Origin of the sequence: Klebsiella sp. C239 (assembly GCF_048822715.1) — a bacterium.
GTDB classification, from domain to species: Bacteria; Pseudomonadota; Gammaproteobacteria; order Enterobacterales; family Enterobacteriaceae; genus Klebsiella; species Klebsiella quasipneumoniae.
Window position 1 is genome coordinate 67,139 of the sequence record NZ_JBMEZK010000008.1, and the last position, 18,460, is coordinate 85,598.

Consider the following 18,460-nt stretch of genomic DNA (forward strand, 5'->3'; position numbering starts at 1 on the left):
CTCGCCAAAATTTTTTGCCGCTTAATTAAATTGTCATAAATACCCGACAAAGTAGGCTCACATCATGTCGAGTTAACGTTGCATTTTTTTTACAGCTAAATGAACACGTGTTCACAGCAATAAAAAATGCCCGCAACAGCGCTGTCAGGTAGCGAATATGAGTTATTTAAAGATCTCCGGCCTTAAAATTAGTTATGGCGATAAAGTGGTTTTACATAATATCGATCTGGCGGTCGAGCAGGGGGAGATGATCGCGCTGCTTGGTCCTTCGGGATGTGGAAAAACCACCCTGCTGAATGCCCTCTGCGGTTTTATTCCGGTGGAAAGCGGGGAGATCTCCATCGCCAGCCGAGCGATCACCCATCAGGCGCCGGAGCAGCGCAATATCACCATGGTGTTTCAAAGCTACGCCCTGTGGCCGCACCTGACGGTGGCGCGCAATATTGGCTATGGCCTGAAGCTGCGCAAATGGCGCGGGGCGGACATCACACGGCGAGTGGCGGAGCTGCTACGGATCGTCAATCTCGACGGGCTGGCTGACGTGAAGGTGACTGAACTGTCGGGCGGCCAGCGGCAGCGGGTGGCGCTGGCGAGGGCACTGGCGATAGAGCCTCAGGTGCTGGTGCTGGATGAGCCGTTATCTAATCTGGATGCCAAAGTGCGGCTCAATGTGCGCCATGAAATTAAATCTCTGCAAAAGAAACTCGGCTTTACGTCGTTAATTGTCACCCACGATCAACAGGAGGCATTAGTGATGGCGGACCGTATTGCAGTATTAAACCAGGGGCGAATTGAGCAAACCGGCACGCCGCAACAAATATATCAGCGACCCGCGACACCCTTCGTCGCTGATTTTATGGGCGCCGATAATAAAATAACCTCTGATGAAATATCTGCTGCCGCAATATCCGGTTTATCCGCAGCTCAGCAGGGTGAAAAAGTCATTTATTTCCGCAGCGCCGATGCCACGCTCGGCGAATTAACGCAGCCCGCGCCGCAGGAGGGGCTCGCCCTGGAGGGGATGGTGGAGCAAAGCGCGTTTCTGGGCAATCTGTATCGCCACAGCGTGCGCTGCCATGACCGCCTGCTGCAGGCCGACTCCGCTCAGTGCTGGCCAACGAAAAGCCGCGTCAGGCTCCATGTGCCCATGCCGGCCCTCCATATTTTTCCTTTACCACTATCACAGTGATATCAGCGTGTTCATTCTGGGGACAATCCATGTTTACTAAGACGAAAGCAGCGATCTTAACGACCCTCTGCCTGAGCGTTAGCGCCCAGGCCGACACCTTTCTTAACGTCGCTACCGCGGGCGATCAGAATATGGTGGATTACGTGAAAACCTGGCTGGGGCCAAAATTTGAAGCCGCTCATCCCGGCGTCAAGGTGCGGGTGATCGGTACCGGCCCTGGCGACGCCGGGTCGAATAAAATCAGCGAGAAGTTGAGCGCTCAACAGGAGAGCGGCGCGCAGCAGTGGGATATCGACGTCGCCGTGGTGCATCAGAAGGCGGGGGGCGAGCAGGTGGAAAAGGGATTGCTGCAAAAATATCGCCAGGATATTCAGACCGGCGGCATGGTGAGCTCGCCGAGCGCCACCCAGGCGCTCGGCGTTAACGTCGACGGATACGTCATGCCGATGTTCTTAAGCCAGACCGCTATCGCCTGGAACAGCGATCTCGTCAGTACGCCACCGGCGTCGTATGACGAGCTGGTCGCGTGGACGCAGAAACATCCGCAGGCTTTTGGCTATAACGGCATCAAGAACGGCATGTCCGGCGTTAGCTTTGTGGTGGGCTGGATCTACGCCTACGGGACCGGCGCCGAGCGCCTCTCCTCCGCGCCTTATGATAAAAGCGTCGAAAAGGGCTGGCAGCAGGCCTATGCGAAACTGAAAGCGTTTAATAAAAATGTCACTTTCACTCCGGGCAACGCCGGAACGCTCGATATGCTAAGTCGGGGAGAGATCGCCATGGGCCCGGTATGGGTCGACATGTTCTATAGCTGGAAAGATCAGGGCAAGCTGCCGCCATCGATAAAGCTCGCTTTACTGGCCCCGGGTATGCCGGGTCAGCCGATGTATTACGTCATCCCAGCGAAAGCGGCGAATCCGCAGCTGGCGCGCGACTTTATCGCGCTGGCCACCAGCCCGGAAGTGCAGGCGCAGGGGATCGTTAAGCAGTTCAACTGGTACCCGGGCATCGACGCCGGGCAGGTGAAGCCGAAGCTGGATGCGGCGACCTGGCAAAAGCTGTTTGCCGAAATTTCGCCTGAAGCCCTGGCGAAGTATGGCAAAAGCTTCCCGATCGCCCCCTACTTTGACGATATCAAAGAGGGTTACGAAAGCCAGGTGGCCAATTAACCCTTTTTCCAGCCCGGGTCGCCGACCCGGGCGCTTGCTTGTGCCAACGCCAGGTCCTTTATGTCCAGTTCATTGAAATATTTGCTGCTGGTTGCCCCGGCCGCGCTGATGATCGCGGTCCTGTTTTTGTATCCGCTGGGGTTTTCGCTGGTCTCGGCGTTTACCGCGCCGGGACAGTCGTTCACCCTCGATCATTTTCGCAAGGTCTATGCGCTTTACGCCAACGATGTGCTCTTTTCGCTGCTTATCGTGCTGATCTCAGTGGCGTTGTTAGCGCTGATCGCCATTACCCTCTCGGCAGTGATTGCGCTGTCGCCTTGCCGGCCCGTTGTTCGCCTGCTGGGTTTTTTGTATCGCTTGCCGCTGTTTATCCCCTTTATTGTCGTCGCCCAGATGATGCGCACTTTTCTCGCCAAAAATGGCCTGATGAACAATGCGCTGGTGGCGGCCGATCTGGTCAGGCCGCTGGAGACCCTCTCCTGGCTGGGATGGAAGGGAATTGTCATTACCTTTGTCTGGAAGCAGCTGGCCTTTGCTACGCTGTTGATCTGCGGAGCGATGGCGGCGCTGGAGCCGTCGCAGATCCTCGCCGCACGTAATCTTGGCGCCTCCCGGCCGCGGCTGCTGTTCGATATTATGCTGCCGCAGGTCCTGCCGACCATCGGAGTGGCGCTGGTGCTGTCGACGGTAACCATGATGTCGGTGCTGTCGGTACCGCTGATGATCGGCGTGGGGACGCCGACGATGCTGACCGTGGATATGGCGTTTCGCGTCAATTCCTATGGTGATTATGCGGTGGCGAATGCGCTTGGCGTGGTGTCGCTGGCGATCTGCGGCGCGCTGTCGTGGTTTTACCTGCGCCACAGCCTGCAGCAAAAAGGCGGTGAAGGATGAAAGCGCTGCACCTTGCTTCCTCTCCGTCATGGTGGGTAAGAGGACGCCGTAAAGTGAACGCCAGCCCGGTGCTGCAGACCCTGCTACTGCTGTTTATGCTGCTGGCGATGTTTGGCCCGCTTCTGAACCTGTTGATCTGGACCGTAGCGGAAAGCTGGTATTTTCCCCATTCGCTGCCCAGCCAGTGGGGCCTGAAGTACTGGTATCAGGTCTTCAATCCGTACAGCGATGTCTCCAGCTCGCTGTTAACCAGCGTACTGATCGCCCTGCTGTCGGTGGTGGTCTGTTTGCTGATTTCCGTTCCCGCCGGCTATGCGCTTTCCCGGCGGAAAATGCCGCTGCGGGTGCTGTTTATGCTGCTGTTTCTCCTCCCGCAGGCCTTTCCCAACCTGACGGTATACATGAATATTGCCCGTTTGTTTTACCAGTGGGGCTTGAACGGAACTATCGCGGGGGTGGTGCTGGTGCATAGCGTCCACGGTCTGATGTACTCGGTGTGGATCTGTGTGGCCGCGTTTTCAGCCATCGACCCGCTGCTGGCGCGGGCATCGCGTAACCTGGGCGCCGGACCGATGTATACCTTCTGGCACATCGTGCTGCCGCAGGCGGCGCCGGGGATCGTTGCCGCCAGCATCTTTGTTTTTCTGGAGTCGTTGGATGAGTTTACCGGCACCTTCTTCGTCGGGGCGCCGGATGTCACTACGCTGCCGCTGCTGCTCTATAACGCCAGCATGTCGGGTAACTATCAGGTCTCGTCGATTACCGCGCTGATTTTACTGGCGCCATCGCTGCTCTTTATGGTGGTGATCCATAAATTTATGCGTCCGGAGATGATGGCGAAGCTGGGGAAATAAGGGCTGCAGAAAACGAAAAAGCTTCCCGGTGGGAAGCTTTTTAACCTCAGGTCATCATCATTGGCCATTCTGGCGGTGTCTGACTCATGACTTCAATCATCACATCTTTGATATTGCCCCAGATTTTGGCAATATCGAGCAGGGTGATGCCGAGCAAACCGGTGGCGAACCAGCAGGCGGCGGCAAGGCCGAGGCAGCTGCAGATCACCGCCAGACCGGCATAATCGCTTTTGCGAAGTTGGATATTCAGTGAACTGGCAAGAAACATCAGTACCGCGCTCACCAGGGGCCAGCGCAACAACACAACACTGGTAGTAATGGAAGCCATTAACCTGTCCTCAAAGAAAGTCGGGGAGCCATGGACGACCTGGCGCGACTGACGATGGCATAGCGCTCTGGTCTCAACTGGCGTACTAGAGAGTGATGAAACGCCATTTCTGTTTCATCAACTTGTGTGAACTATATCACACTTGGCGCTTTATTCACCAGTCAAAAAATGAGCTTTCGCTGCGCTTAATAACACTGTTATTTATGTGGATATTAGTATGTAACCTCCGATGATCTTATTTTCATTCTCTTGCTAATGATTATTATTCTGCGGGTTTTATTACTTGTTCTTGTTTAATACACGGAGAAACCGAGTCAGAAGCGCGTCTATTCTTAATCTTGGCGGAATATCTTCCGAATACCTGATAAATAAGTATTATTCTTCCCTGTCAGTGGTAAAGCTGACGCCCGTGAGGGCTGGCGGAAATCGGCTGATGTCTATCGCAGTCGCGATTGCTAACGTGTTTGGGCTACCTTAATTAAGGCATATCGCATGGATGTAAGCGTAAATGGGTGACAGTACGCCGCATAAGGCGCTAAGGCTCATCGGAACGGGTTTGGTTATTTTATTGCCAGTGGTACTGGCATTGTGGTTTGCCCAACTGCGGGCAAAAGCCGAAACCATTGATCAATTACACTCATTTTCGCAGCTGGCGCTGCAAAAAACGGAAATGGTCATCCGCGAAGCGGATCAGGCCCGGGCGAAAGCCAGCCAGTATCGCGGGGAGCTGTGCTCAGCGGACCATCAGCGTTATTTATTGCATATCGTTCGCGGCCTGCTGTATGTGGAAGATCTGATCTACGCTAACGGTCAGCGCTTTATCTGTTCAACGTCCGTTCATCAGCAAACCGGCTGGCGGATGCCGGCGGCCAATTACACCAAAAAGCCGGATGTCGCGATTTACTATTACCGGGACACGCCGTTTTATCCCGGCTTTGCCATGAATTATATGCAGAAGGGACCCTATGTGGTGGTGGTCAATCCCTTCTCGTTCAGCTCAGTGATCGCCAGCGATCGCGATTTAGCCTATGGCGTGTTCGATACCAAAACCAACCTCTTTTTCTCGGTAAGTAACAATGTCGAGCCCGCAGAGCTCCATGCGTTAATTCGCGAAGGCGATACCTTTTTTAATCAGAATGGCCGGGTGTATACGATAGCCCGCTCTGCTATCCGGCCGATCGCCGTCATTATGTCCACCTCGCGGGCCAGCTATTATCACAACTTTTGTGACCAGGCCAGCCTGACGCTGCCGCTGGGGATCATCTGCAGTATTTTACTGGTGCTGGTGTGGTCGCGCACCCGCCGTCAGTATCACTCGCCGCGCAATATGCTGCAGCGGGCTCTGAGCTGCCGCCAGCTGCGCCTGCACTACCAGCCGATTATCGATATTAAAAATAACCGCTGCGTCGGGGCGGAAGCGCTGCTGCGCTGGCCAGGGTTTGACGGTCCGGTGATGAACCCGGCGGAGTTTATTCCGCTGGCGGAAAATGAAGGCATGATTGCCCAGGTGACGGACTATGTGGTGGATGAGCTGTTTTACGAAATGGGAGAGTTTCTTGCCAGCCATCCTCAGCTGTACGTGGCGATCAATCTCTCTGCGTCGGATTTCCACTCGGCGCGGCTGATTTCACAGATCAGTGAGAAAGCGCGCAGCTATGCGGTCTGTATCGGGCAGATCAAAATCGAAGTAACCGAGCGGGGGTTTATCGACGTACCGAAGACTACGCCGGTGATTCAGGCGTTCCGCGAAGCGGGCTATGAAATTGCCATCGATGATTTCGGCACCGGCTATTCGAATCTGCATAATCTGCACGCCCTGAACGTCGATATCCTTAAAATCGATAAAACCTTCGTTGATACGCTGACCACCAACAACACCAGCCACCTGATTGCCGAACACATCATCGAGATGGCGCGCGGGTTACGTCTAAAGACTATCGCGGAAGGCGTGGAGACGCCTGAGCAGGTAAGCTGGCTCTACAAGCGCGGCGTGCAGTATTGCCAGGGCTGGCTGTTTGCGAAAGCGATGCCGGCGCGGGAGTTTATGCAGTGGTTAGCCAATGCGCCCGCGCCTATGAACGTGCCTCAGCCGTCGCGTCACGCTGAGATCTGATGGCGGTAGTCGCTGGGGGTGCGGTCGAACTCCCGGCGGAAGACTCGCGAGAAGGTTTGCTGCGAGACGTAGCCCAGATCCATGGCGATATCAAAGATCGGCCGCTGGGTGGTTCGCAACGCCTCCGCCGCCAGCAGCAGACGGCGCTGACGAATATAATCCCCCAGCGTCTGATGCATCACGGTGCGGAACATCCGCTGCAGGTACCACTTCGAGTATCCTGACTTTTTGGCGACTACATCAATGTTAAGTGGTTGATCGATATGTTCATCAATCCATTCAATCAGTGTTTGAATAATATCCTGATGGGACATAAAGCGGCCTCTCTCAATTCTCGATTCGTCGTTTTGTCTGCGGGCGAGTATAATTCCTCAAGTTAACTTGAGGTAAAGCGCTTTATGGAAAAGAAATCACCCCGCATCAAAATGCTGCTGACGCCCGGGGAAGTGGCAAAACGAACCGGCGTGGCGGTCTCGGCCCTCCATTTTTATGAGAGTAAAGGGCTGATCCACAGCCAGCGGAATGCCGGCAATCAGCGGCGCTACCGGCGCGATGTCCTGCGCGCGGTGGCGATTATCAAAATTGCGCAACGTATCGGCATCCCACTGGCCACCATCGGCGACGCGTTTGGCGTGCTGCCGGAAGGGCACAATCTCAGCGCAAAAGAGTGGAAAATGCTGTCATCACAGTGGCGCGAGGAGCTGGACCGGCGTATCCACACCCTGACGGCGCTGCGCGACCAGCTCGACGGCTGCATCGGCTGCGGCTGTTTATCGCGGCGCGACTGCCCGCTACGCAACCCGGGCGATAAACTGGGGGAAGAGGGGACCGGCGCCCGGCTGCTGGAGGAGGAGTGATAAAACTAAAGCGCCACAACTGGGCGCTTTAGTTGTTTTCCGGTCTTGGTCTTTCGCATTATCTCGTTGGTTCACGAGAGGGTTTCCCCCGACGTCGACGTCCCTCAGTATTGCGCAATCTGTTGATGGAGGTTCCGGTTTGCGTCGACACTTTAACTATGGCATCCGCCGCCGTTTTTTCCTCACTATTTTGCCGAAATTTTCCCGGCAATCCGCGCCTGTTCCTATAGTTAATTTGAACAAACCACGGGAGAGGCCCATGCTGACGGTACATCATCTTAATCAGTCACGATCGCAACGCGTACTGTGGGCGCTGGAGGAGCTACAGCTGCCTTATCAGATAGTCCGCTATCAGCGGGAAAAGTCGATGCTGGCGCCAGCGGCATTGAAGAAAATCCACCCGCTGGGGAAATCGCCAGTACTGGAAGACAACGGCTATGTGCTGGCGGAGTCCGGCGCGATCCTTGAGTATTTGCAGGAGAGCTGGGACAGCGATGGGCTGCTGAAGCCACAGGGCGCGGATGACAAACTGCAGTACCGCTTCTGGCTGCACTATGCCGAAGGCTCGCTGATGCCGCTGCTGTTAATGAAGCTGGTGTTCGCCAGCCTCGGCAAACCCCCGGTGCCCTTTGGCGTCCGCTCGCTGGGCTCGCTGCTGGGCAAAGGTATCCAGAAAGCGTGGCTCGATCCTCAGCTGGCCACCCATGCGCGGTTCATTGACGACCATCTTGCCACGCGGCCATGGTTTGCCGGCGATCGGCTGAGCATGGCCGATATCCAGATGAGCTTCCCGGTGATGGCGCTGCTGGCCCGCGGCGGCATGCATGATCTTCGCCATATTGAGGCCTGGCGACAGCGGGTGGAACAGCGCCCGGCCTGGCAGCGGGCTATCGAGCGCGGCGGCCCCTTCACTTTACCCGGCGCCTGAAGTATCAGCGGATCCGATGACGCGGCTAAATGAAAGCAACTCACTAAAAAATTGTTAGCGGATTGCGCATGGACGATAACGTTTGCGCATCGGCTGGTTATTTTCTGTTCGTCATAAGCGAAATTTAGCGAAATACGATAAACATCGGTTGAAAAGGGTTATCTAAAGGCCGGATAATCGTTTGCCTTTCTGTTTTACTCCCTCTTTTTTCTGCTAGCCGGGGGGAGTTGATAAGGTTGACACACCGTAGTGTATGCGCGGAGTTAAACGTTTGCTTTTTTGCGGCCCCCCTGGCGCTGCGATTCGGTACAAGGAGATCGCGTTTAACTGGCAGTGGAAGGTCCACCACGCATATCAACGAACAATAAAAATTTTCAGGGGAAGTTTTCTATGTCTACGCCTTCAGCGCGTACCGGCGGTTCATTAGACGCCTGGTTTAAAATTTCGGCGCGCGGTAGCACCGTGCGTCAGGAGATTGTTGCAGGTCTTACTACCTTTCTGGCAATGGTGTACTCCGTCATCGTGGTGCCGGGCATGCTCGGAAAAGCGGGCTTCCCGCCGGCCGCGGTGTTTGTTTCTACCTGTCTGGTGGCGGGCGTTGGCTCGCTGGCGATGGGATTATGGGCAAACCTGCCGATGGCCATCGGCTGCGCTATCTCGTTGACCGCTTTCACCGCCTTCAGCCTGGTGCTGGGGCAGCACATCAGTATTCCGGTGGCGCTCGGCGCGGTATTCCTGATGGGCGTCCTGTTTACGGTGATCTCGGCAACCGGCATCCGCAGCTGGATCTTGCGCAACCTGCCGCAGGGCGTGGCCCACGGTACCGGGATCGGGATCGGTCTGTTCCTGCTGCTGATTGCCGCCAATGGCGTTGGCCTGGTGATCAAAAACCCGCTGGACGGTCTGCCGGTGGCGTTGGGGAACTTTGACAGCTTCCCGGTGGTAATGTCGCTGATTGGCCTCGCGGTGATCATCGGTCTGGAAAAAATGAAGGTACCGGGCGGTATTCTGCTGACCATTATCGGCGTGTCGATTGTCGGCCTGATTTTCGATCCTAACGTCCATTTCTCCGGGATTTTCGCCATGCCATCCCTGAGCGATGACCAGGGCAACTCGCTGATTGGCAGTCTGGATATCGTCGGCGCGCTGAATCCGGTCGTGCTGCCCAGCGTACTGGCCCTGGTGATGACGGCGGTCTTTGACGCCACCGGCACCATCCGCGCGGTGGCTGGTCAGGCGAACCTGCTGGACAAAGACGGACAGATCATCAACGGCGGTAAAGCGCTGACCACCGACTCCCTGAGCAGCGTCTTCTCTGGCTTAGTCGGGGCGGCGCCGGCGGCGGTGTATATCGAATCGGCGGCGGGTACGGCAGCCGGCGGTAAAACCGGCCTGACCGCGGTGACGGTAGGGGTCCTGTTCCTGCTGATCCTGTTCCTCTCTCCGCTCTCTTATCTGGTGCCGGCCTACGCGACCGCGCCGGCGCTGATGTACGTCGGCCTGCTGATGCTGAGCAACGTGGCGAAGATCGATTTCAATGACTTTGTTGACGCGATGGCTGGCCTGATCACCGCGGTGTTTATCGTGCTGACCTGCAACATCGTGACCGGCATCATGATCGGTTTCGCGACCCTGGTGATCGGCCGTCTGGTCTCCGGCGAGTGGCGCAAGCTGAACCTCGGCACGGTGATTATCGCTGTGGCGCTGGTGGTGTTCTACGCCGGCGGGTGGGCGATTTAAACCCTTTGTGCTCCTCACGGGCGGCTCAGGCCGCCCGTTTTATTTTTAAGCCACATCCTGTTTCCATTTGCGTTAATCTGGGTAGCGTATGATTCAAAGGCAAGACGCCTCACAGGTATAAAAGAAAACGCAGCAAACAGGGAACACATGGAAATATTCTTTACCATCCTCATCATGACCCTTGTGGTCTCACTCTCCGGGGTAGTGACGCGCGTACTGCCCTTTCAGGTTCCACTCCCACTGATGCAAATCGCCATTGGCGCGCTTCTGGCGTGGCCGACCTTTGGTTTGCATGTTGAATTTGATCCAGAGCTGTTTCTGGTCCTGTTTATCCCGCCGCTGTTGTTCGCCGACGGCTGGAAAACGCCGACTCGTGAATTCATTGAGCACGGTCGCGAGATCCTCGGCCTGGCGCTGGCGCTGGTGGTCGTGACGGTGGTCGGCATCGGCTTTCTGATCTACTGGATTGTGCCGGGCATTCCGCTGATCCCGGCGTTCGCGCTGGCGGCCGTGCTGTCGCCGACCGATGCCGTGGCGCTTTCGGGTATCGTCGGGGAAGGGCGGATACCGAAAAAAATCATGGGCATTTTGCAGGGTGAGGCGCTGATGAACGACGCCTCCGGCCTGGTCTCGCTCAAGTTTGCCGTCGCGGTGGCGATGGGCACCATGGTCTTTACCGTCGGCGGCGCCACCGTCGAGTTTCTGAAAGTGGCGATTGGCGGCGTGCTGGCCGGGTTTGTGGTGAGCTGGTCGTATGGCCGCTCGATGCGCTTCCTCAGCCGCTGGGGCGGTGACGAGCCCGCCACGCAGATCGTCCTGCTGTTCCTGCTGCCGTTTGCCTCCTATCTGATTGCCGAACATATCGGCGTCTCCGGCATTCTGGCGGCGGTGGCGGCAGGGATGACCATCACCCGTTCCGGCGTGATGCGTACCGCGCCGCTGGCGATGCGCCTGCGCGCCAACAGCACATGGGCGATGCTGGAGTTTGTCTTTAACGGCATGGTGTTTCTGCTGTTGGGCCTGCAGCTGCCGGATATCCTCTCCAGCTCGCTGGTGGCGGCGGAAGCCGACCCCAATGTCGAGACCTGGATGCTGTTTACCGACATCATCCTGATCTATGCCGCGCTGATGCTGGTGCGTTTTGGCTGGCTGTGGTCGATGCGTAAGCTTAGCCAGCGCTTCCTGAAGAAGAAGCCGATGGAGTTTGGCTCCTGGACCACGCGCGAGCTACTGATCTCCTCCGTTGCCGGGGTGCGCGGGGCGATTACCCTCGCCGGTGTGCTCTCTATTCCGCTGCTACTGCCGGACGGGAATGTCTTTCCGGCGCGCTATGAGCTGATTTTCCTCGCCGCCGGGGTGATCCTGTTCTCGTTGTTCGTTGGGGTGATTGCGCTGCCGATCCTGCTGCGCCACATTGAATCGAGCGATAATGTGCAGCAGCGGAAAGAGGAGCGTCTGGCGCGCGCGGCGACGGCGGACGTGGCGATTGTGGCGATCCAGAAGATGGAAGAGCGGCTGGCGGCGGATACCAAAGAGAATATCGATAACCAGCTGCTGACCGAAGTCAGTTCGCGGGTGATCGGTAACCTGCGCCGCCGCGCCGATGGTCGTAACGATGTGGAAACCTCGATGCTCGAAGAGAGCCTGGAGCGGCGCTTCCGCCTGGCGGCGCTGCGCTCTGAGCGCGGTGAGCTGTACCATCTGCGCGCCACCCGGCAGATTAGTAACGAGACGCTGCAGAAGCTGCTGCACGACCTCGACCTGCTGGAAGCGCTGTTGATCGAAGATCAGTGATCGTCAGACCCGGTGGCGTAGCGCCGCCGGGTGATCTTTCGTAACGCAAGTGTGCCCGCGGGCAGCTGACGCCTTACCTGGCCGACAACCTCCGCGGTATCCACCCGATGCGCACCAGCCTGGCGCCGCCAGGCGTTATTCCAGCCAGAACGCTTTACTGCACGCCAGCCAGGCCTCAGCGCTGCGCGACATATACACGCCTTCCCGCCAAATCATCCCCAGCTCCCAGCGCAGCTCGCTTTGCAATGGGATCCAGCAAAAGTTCTGCGGGTCGAGACGCTGGCAAATCGGCTCCGGCAGGATCGCCACGCCAATGCCGGCCTGCACCATGGCGGCGAGAAAATCCCACTGGCCGCTGCGCACAGCGATCCGCGGCTTCACGTCGTGCTCGCTAAACAGGCGCATCAGCTGCTGGCTGAGGGCAAATTCCTCGTTGTAGATAACCAGCGGATGCGCCGCCAGCTCCGCCGGCGAGAGCGACGTTTTGCCTTCCCACGCCGCGCTCCTGGGCGTCAGGACGCACAGCGGGTGGTTGAACAACGGCAGGGTGGTGAGGCTGCTGCCCTCTTCGATCGGCAGGGCGGTCATCGCCATATCAAGTTCGCCATTGCTGACCGCCTGCTGGACCGTCAGGCCGCCAAACTCGGCGATTTTCAGCTCGACGCCCGGGTAGCGCTGGCGGAAACGGCTGATCGGCTCCGCCATCAGCATCCCGACCATCGGCGGAATGCCAAGACGCAGCACCCCCTTATGCAGGTGATTGATATCGCTCAGCTCTGACTCCAGCTGGCTGAACTCGCCGAGGATCGCCTGGCCGCGTTCAAAAACCACGCGCCCGGTATCGGTAAGCAGCAGTTTGCGGCCGTCGCGGATCAACAGCGTGCAGTTCAGTTCATCTTCGAGATTTTTGAGCATCTTGCTGATGGTGGGCTGTGTGACAAACAGCTTTTCCGCCGCGCGAGTAAAACTCTGCTGACGAACCACTTCAACGAAATAGCGCAGCGTTCGGATATCCATAATTATTCCCTGAGACTATACCTGCAATGATTTTAATTCATTTCTGTCCGCGTCGGCGGCTCTCTATACTGCATGCCTGACTTCTTTTTTCAGGACTATCGCTCATGGCCTTCGCGCCAGCTCGCGTTGCCCCTGCTGTGGCGCAGCGACTTCAGATCCCGATACAGGTGCTGCTCTACGTCGGGTTATTCATCTTCGCACAATATCTGGTGAACAGGTGGCAGGTACCCTTGCCGGCCAACTTAGTGGGCATGGTGATGCTCCTGTTGATGATCGTTTGCCGGGTGATCCCCCTCAACTGGGTTCGCGCCGGCGCCCGCTGGCTGTTGGCGGAGATGCTGCTGTTTTTCGTCCCGGCGGTGGTGGCGGTGGTCAATTATGCCCAGCTGTTGATGGTCGACGGATGGCGTATTTTCCTGGTCATTGCGTTAAGCACGCTGATGGTGCTCGGCGCTACGGCCTGGGTCGTTGACAAGGTTTATCGTTACGAAGTGAACAGGATAAAAAAATGAGCGATACCACGCTAAGTATCCTGTGTCTGGCGGCGACGCTGGGCCTCTATTACGCTAATAAAAAACTGTATCGCCGTTTTCATAAACTGCCGTTGATGCCGCTGGTATTTACGCCGATCCTGCTGGTGCTGATCCTGGTGGCAGGCCATATCTCTTATCAGAGCTATATGGGAGAGACCCACTGGCTGCTCTGGCTGCTGGGCCCGGCGACCATCGCCTTTGCCGTCCCGGTCTATGAAAATATCGCGGTGATCAAACGCCACTGGATGTCTCTCAGCGCAGGGGTGGTGACGGCGGTGGTGGTAGCGGTGACCAGTTCCGTGTGGCTGGCGCGCGGATTGATGTTGTCTGACGAAATACAGCGTAGCCTGGCGGTGCGTTCGGTGACCACGCCTTTTGCCCTGGCGGCGGCGAAACCGCTCGGCGGTCAACCCGATCTGGTGGCGCTGTTTGTGGTGATCACCGGCGTCTTTGGTATGGCGGTGGGGGACATGCTGTTTTTACGGCTTGCTATCCGGGAAGGGATGGCGAAAGGGGCCGGGTTCGGGGCGGCCTCCCACGGTGCCGGAACCGCGCGCTCCTATGAGCTGGGCCAGCAGGAGGGCGTAGTGGCCAGCCTGGTGATGATGCTCTCAGGTGTGGTCGTCGTGCTGGCTGCGCCGGTCGTGCGCTGGCTGCTGTTTTAACATGGTCCCGTAACCGGATATTATGAAATATTGAGGGGGAGAATAGTTATGGACTATTTTCCCCTGTTTTTGTTTATACCCGTTATTACTCATCATAAAAGATTAAGTCGATTCTTATGTTTCTCCTGAATTTGTAAGAAAATATTTCATTGGCGTCGATTATTTAATTGCAATCTAAATATAATTCAGTGTTTTTATTATTTTCACGAATTATATAACTGCTTATCCAAGTGATTTTTAAGGTTTTTTATGTCGCGCCGCTAATCTTTTAATACGCGTTGTTTAAAAAATAGCATATCTGTTGATAATTGAATTTTTACCATGTGTTAGTTATTCTTTTTACGCGAGCTTGTATTATTGAATGGATTCATAGTGGGTCGTTTATTTCTGCATAATAGTGCCTGTCATCAAGCCGATAGCATGTAAATGCCGGCATGACGCCGCGCTGATTGAATTTCATTCTCTAATATCGCTGCATAAAGCAATTGACGGACTGATTGTCGTTTATAATGGATATGGGAATAAATATGAAGATGAGTAAAAAATTTCTGGCAGGTGCCCTGATTTTCTCTGCCTGCAGCGCGCTGTCTACCGTTGCCCAGGCTGATAACACCATTACCTTTAATGGCATTGTTTCAGATACTACCTGTACGGCGACCATCGATGGCGGTGTGACTGCCATTGATATGGGTACCACCTCGGTGGCGGACCTGAAAGCGTATACCTTCGGCGCAGCCAAAAATTTCTCCTTTAGCTTAGCGGATTGCCCGACGGTGGAAGAGGGGGGAAATAACTCCGCCCGCGTGACTTTCGGCGGGGTTTCCGATACCGCGAATAGCGATTACTTTAAAAACCAGGCTACGGAAGACGCAGCAACGGGCGTCGCTGTGGCGCTGTATGACGAAGCCGGTAGCCTGATGAAAAATAACGAAGAAGGTTCCGATGTCGATATCTCCTCCGGTGCCGCAACGATTCCGTTCACCGTTAAGATGGTGAAATCGGGCTCTGGTGAACCGACAAAGGGTGCCGTTCAGACAACGGTAACTTATAACGTGACCTATCATTAATTCTGCATTTTATTGAAGGGAGAAAGGGGGATCGTCTGTTATTCCCCTTATTTAAGCGTATGAGATATCCTTTTTTTGTGGTTGGTTTAGTGCTGTCGTCTTCTATCGCGCAAGCCAGCGTGGTGGTTGGCGGTACGCGCCTTGTCTTTGATGGTACGAAGAATAACGCCGTTATTAGCGTTGAGAATAAAGATCAGAACAGCAATATCGTGCAGTCCTGGCTCTCTGTGGTTGATGCTGCTTCACCAGCAAAAGATGCATTTATTATTACACCACCGCTATTTCGTCTTAAAGCCAGAGAAAAAGGATTTGTGCGTATTGTCCGTTCAGGAAAGATGTTACCAGACGACCGCGAATCCATGTTTTGGCTAAATATTAAAGGGATCCCGGCGACGGAATATATTCCTGATAAAAATGTCGTGCAGTTTGCTATCAACTCGAAAATAAAATTAATTTACCGGCCTGCCGCGTTAAAAGGTAATACACCAGAAAGCTATGCCGACAAATTACAATGGGGTAAAGAAGGGGCGTCCCTAACGGTAAAAAATAGTTCACCAGTGTATATGAATTTCTCGCAGGTTAGTGTTAACGGTAAAAATATTTCTGGTGCATGGTTTGCAGCCCCGTTTTCGACTTTAAAAATACCCGTCAGGAGTAACCTGTCCTCGGCAGGAAAAAAAGAAATCACATGGAGCGTGATTAATGATTATGGTATGTCAGGGAAGAAATATACCGCTCTTATTCAGTAGCGTTGAGCCGCTATTTCAAACAAAAAGTCTCTGCGTCGCTATTTTTCTGTGCCTGAGTACCCTACCTACTTGCGCTGAGGCCGGCGAATATTTCAACCCAAACCTACTCGAAGTCACCGCTAATAGTGCGGCTTCAGTTGATCTGTCTTATTTTTCGCAAGATGGCGTACCGCCGGGCACTTATTACCTGGATGTTTTCATCAATGATAAGTATGTCGGTTCTGAATCGCTCCTGTTTCAGGTAAATAACCCTGACGCTGGTGCAAACGCAACGGTGACTCCCTGTCTTTCTACGGAGTTTCTTCATTCATGGCTCATCAATACCGTCGCCTATCCGAAGCTGTTCGAGGCAGGAGAAACCTGTGCTCAGCTGTCGGCGATCCCGGGCGTGACGTTTACGGTTTCACTTGCCCAACAGCGGATAGATTTTACCGTCCCACAAGCCGCCATGCTGAACCGCCCCAGGGACTATGTGCCCGAGAGCCAGTGGCAGCAGGGGATTAACGCCGGTATTCTCAACTACAGCATTTCCGGTCAGCGCAATACCCCGCGACATAACGGCGCGACTATCGACAGCCAGTTTATCAGCCTGCAGCCTGGCGTGAACCTGGGGCCGTGGCGCCTGCGCAACTACAGCACCTATAGCCACAGCGACAATAGCAGTCGCTGGGAGTCGGTATACTCCTATATCACCCGCGATATCCAAACCCTGCGCAGTCAACTGGTGGTGGGCAACACCTATACGTCGTCCGGCATCTTCGACAGCATGAGCTTTACCGGCCTACAGCTCAGCTCAGATAAAGAGATGCTGCCGGATAGCCTTCACGGGTTTGCGCCGACGATCAAGGGTATTGCGCGTACCACCGCTGAGGTCTCGGTCTATCAGAATGGCTATAGCATTTATAAAACCACCGTTGCACCCGGCGCCTTTGAAATAAAAGATCTTTACGCCACCGGCAGCGCCGGCGATCTGTACGTCAGCATTAAAGAGTCTGACGGCAGCGAGCAAAACTTTGTGGTGCCATTCGCCTCGCTGGCGATCCTGCAGCGCGAGGGCCAGATGGACTATGCGCTGAGCAGCGGCAGAACGCGCTCAGGTAGCTCCGACGATAAAGAATATAACTTTATTCAGTCCTCTCTGGTTTATGGCGTGACCAGCAACGTTACTCTTTATAGCGGCTTTCAGCAGGCGGAAGATAAATACACCAACTTGCTGTTAGGCGCCGGTTTTAATCTTGGGACTATCGGCGCCCTCTCATTTGATGGTTCTCAGTCATGGGCTGATGTCAACGCTAACGCCGCGGCCACATCGACCAGTAAAGAACAGGGGCAATCTTATCGCGTCCGCTTTAGCAAAAGTTTTCTCCAGACCGGGACCAACTTTTCCGTGGCCGGTTATCGCTATTCCACCGCGGGATACTATTCGTTTCAGGATTTTGTCGATAACGCTTCCACTCAGTATGACTGCTGTACCAGCAACGGCAGAACGAAAGGCCGTTTTGACGCCTCGGTGTCACAGACGCTGTTTGGCTATGGCTCACTTTCGCTGTCGCTGATCAATGAAACCTACTGGGACAACTCGCGCATGGCGTCGGTCGGGGTGGGCTATAGCGGAGCAATCGGCAAAGCCTCCTACTTTATTAACTATTCCTATAACCGCAACGTGCAGAACACCGATGACAGCGGTCATAACCGGCCGGCCAGCGATACGGTCGTCTCCCTGACGTTAAGCATTCCGCTGGGAGACTCACTCTCGGCGAATTACACCATGAACCATGGCCGCCATAACGACACCACGCACAGCGTGGGACTTAACGGTTCAGCGTTCGAGGATCGCTCCCTGAACTGGAGCGTGCTGGAAGGGTACAACACCCAGGATAAGAGCACTTCCGGCAACCTCAGCGTCAACTACCAGGGGGCAAAAGGCGACGTGGCGGGCGGCTATGGCTACGACCGCTACAGTAATCACTACAACTATTCGCTGCGCGGCGGCATGGTCGCCCATTCAGGTGGGCTCACGCTGTCACGCTTTCTGGGGGAGAGTTCGGCGCTGGTCGAGACCCCCGGCGTCAGCGATGTGACGGTGCGCGGCCAGACAAACGTGACGACGGATTCCACCGGATATGCCGTGGTGCCCTACGTCCGTCCATACCATCGTAATAGCCTGGCGCTGGATGAACAGGAAATCCCCGGCGCTGAAGTGGATAACGTTGCCAGAACGGTGGTACCGACGCGCAACGCGATCGTCAAAGTGCAGTATGACACGCGAATTGGCTATAAGGCGATGCTCACACTGCGCACCCGCAGCGGGGTGGTGCCCTTCGGCGCGCTGGTGACCCTCGATAACGCCCGGCCTAACACCAGCGTCTCGCGCAGCAATATCGTTGGCGATGAGGGGCAGGTTTACCTGACGGGGTTGCAGAAAAAAGGCCAGCTGCTAGCACGCTGGGGGGACAAAAGCAGTGAGCAGTGCACCGCTCATTATGATTTCTCCAGCACCACGCTGAGCGACAATATTCAGTTTTATCAGGCCATCTGCCGATAATGGCCGCACGTTCGCAAC

The 18,460-nt window shown here is 55.5% G+C and carries 17 protein-coding genes; 14 read left to right on the forward strand and 3 right to left on the reverse strand.

What is annotated here, in order from left to right; translation table 11 throughout:
* Window positions 1-157 precede the first annotated feature (157 nt).
* Genes ACOI6Z_RS20110 through ACOI6Z_RS20125 form a run of 4 tightly spaced genes read left to right on the forward strand, consistent with a single transcriptional unit; the run spans window position 158 to window position 4,106 of the window.
* Complete coding sequence (locus ACOI6Z_RS20110; RefSeq protein ID WP_048296440.1) at window positions 158-1,189, forward strand: ABC transporter ATP-binding protein; 1,032 nt, start codon at window positions 158-160, stop codon at window positions 1,187-1,189.
* A gap of 29 nt (window positions 1,190-1,218) precedes the next feature.
* Entirely contained in the window at window positions 1,219-2,358 is a 1,140-nt protein-coding gene (locus tag ACOI6Z_RS20115) for an extracellular solute-binding protein (RefSeq protein ID WP_044525140.1), read from the forward strand.
* Between the two features lie 60 nt (window positions 2,359-2,418).
* Entirely contained in the window at window positions 2,419-3,252 is an 834-nt protein-coding gene (locus tag ACOI6Z_RS20120) for an ABC transporter permease (RefSeq protein WP_044525141.1), read from the forward strand.
* Window positions 3,249-4,106 (forward strand): ABC transporter permease, encoded by an 858-nt coding sequence (locus ACOI6Z_RS20125; RefSeq protein ID WP_044525142.1) that lies wholly within the window; start codon window positions 3,249-3,251, stop codon window positions 4,104-4,106. The genes ACOI6Z_RS20120 and ACOI6Z_RS20125 overlap by 4 nt, the downstream gene beginning before the upstream one ends.
* Before the next feature lie 46 nt (window positions 4,107-4,152).
* Here ACOI6Z_RS20125 and ACOI6Z_RS20130 read toward each other — a convergent pair whose 3' ends face one another.
* Entirely contained in the window at window positions 4,153-4,434 is a 282-nt protein-coding gene (locus ACOI6Z_RS20130) for a YjcB family protein (protein ID WP_002885064.1), read from the reverse strand.
* A 508-nt stretch (window positions 4,435-4,942) separates the two neighbouring features.
* On the opposite strand from ACOI6Z_RS20130, the gene ACOI6Z_RS20135 reads away from it, so the two are divergent.
* A complete protein-coding gene (locus ACOI6Z_RS20135) occupies window positions 4,943-6,547 on the forward strand; it encodes an EAL domain-containing protein (protein WP_064157759.1) in 1,605 nt (534 codons plus the stop codon).
* Here ACOI6Z_RS20135 and soxS read toward each other — a convergent pair.
* Complete coding sequence (gene soxS, locus ACOI6Z_RS20140) at window positions 6,532-6,861, reverse strand: superoxide response transcriptional regulator SoxS (protein WP_004206330.1); 330 nt, start codon at window positions 6,859-6,861, stop codon at window positions 6,532-6,534. The genes ACOI6Z_RS20135 and soxS overlap by 16 nt on opposite strands.
* 84 nt (window positions 6,862-6,945) lie before the next feature.
* Between soxS and soxR the strand changes: the two genes are divergently transcribed.
* The 4 genes from soxR (at window position 6,946) to ACOI6Z_RS20160 (ending at window position 11,866) form a co-directional block, all read left to right on the forward strand.
* A complete protein-coding gene (gene soxR / locus ACOI6Z_RS20145) occupies window positions 6,946-7,404 on the forward strand; it encodes a redox-sensitive transcriptional activator SoxR (protein ID WP_004206331.1) in 459 nt (152 codons plus the stop codon).
* A 259-nt stretch (window positions 7,405-7,663) separates the two neighbouring features.
* Complete coding sequence (locus ACOI6Z_RS20150) at window positions 7,664-8,332, forward strand: glutathione S-transferase family protein (RefSeq protein WP_023291647.1); 669 nt, start codon at window positions 7,664-7,666, stop codon at window positions 8,330-8,332.
* A 390-nt stretch (window positions 8,333-8,722) separates the two neighbouring features.
* Entirely contained in the window at window positions 8,723-10,072 is a 1,350-nt protein-coding gene (locus ACOI6Z_RS20155) for an NCS2 family permease (protein ID WP_004206333.1), read from the forward strand.
* Window positions 10,073-10,219: 147 nt separating this feature from the next.
* On the forward strand, window positions 10,220-11,866 hold the full coding sequence (locus tag ACOI6Z_RS20160; protein ID WP_004206334.1) for a Na+/H+ antiporter: 1,647 nt from the start codon (window positions 10,220-10,222) through the stop codon (window positions 11,864-11,866).
* A gap of 135 nt (window positions 11,867-12,001) precedes the next feature.
* Here ACOI6Z_RS20160 and ACOI6Z_RS20165 read toward each other — a convergent pair whose 3' ends face one another.
* Window positions 12,002-12,883, reverse strand: coding sequence for a LysR family transcriptional regulator (locus ACOI6Z_RS20165; protein WP_048296441.1), 882 nt, complete (start codon window positions 12,881-12,883; stop codon window positions 12,002-12,004).
* Window positions 12,884-12,987: 104 nt separating this feature from the next.
* On the opposite strand from ACOI6Z_RS20165, the gene ACOI6Z_RS20170 reads away from it, so the two are divergent.
* The 5 genes from ACOI6Z_RS20170 to ACOI6Z_RS20190 all read left to right on the forward strand — a co-directional run bounded on the left by ACOI6Z_RS20170 (window position 12,988) and on the right by ACOI6Z_RS20190 (window position 18,442).
* A complete protein-coding gene (locus ACOI6Z_RS20170) occupies window positions 12,988-13,395 on the forward strand; it encodes a CidA/LrgA family protein (protein ID WP_004206336.1) in 408 nt (135 codons plus the stop codon).
* Window positions 13,392-14,081 (forward strand): LrgB family protein, encoded by a 690-nt coding sequence (locus tag ACOI6Z_RS20175; RefSeq protein ID WP_044525144.1) that lies wholly within the window; start codon window positions 13,392-13,394, stop codon window positions 14,079-14,081. Before ACOI6Z_RS20170 ends, ACOI6Z_RS20175 begins: the two co-directional genes overlap by 4 nt.
* Window positions 14,082-14,590: 509 nt before the next feature.
* Window positions 14,591-15,148, forward strand: a complete 558-nt coding sequence (locus tag ACOI6Z_RS20180; RefSeq protein WP_072096590.1) for a fimbrial protein — start codon at window positions 14,591-14,593, stop codon at window positions 15,146-15,148.
* A 59-nt stretch (window positions 15,149-15,207) separates the two neighbouring features.
* Window positions 15,208-15,897 carry a fimbrial assembly chaperone gene (locus ACOI6Z_RS20185; protein WP_065813071.1) on the forward strand — a complete coding sequence of 230 codons (690 nt, stop codon included), beginning with the start codon at window positions 15,208-15,210 and terminating at the stop codon, window positions 15,895-15,897.
* A complete protein-coding gene (locus ACOI6Z_RS20190) occupies window positions 15,851-18,442 on the forward strand; it encodes a fimbria/pilus outer membrane usher protein (RefSeq protein WP_065813070.1) in 2,592 nt (863 codons plus the stop codon). Before ACOI6Z_RS20185 ends, ACOI6Z_RS20190 begins: the two co-directional genes overlap by 47 nt.
* Window positions 18,443-18,460: the final 18 nt, after the last annotated feature.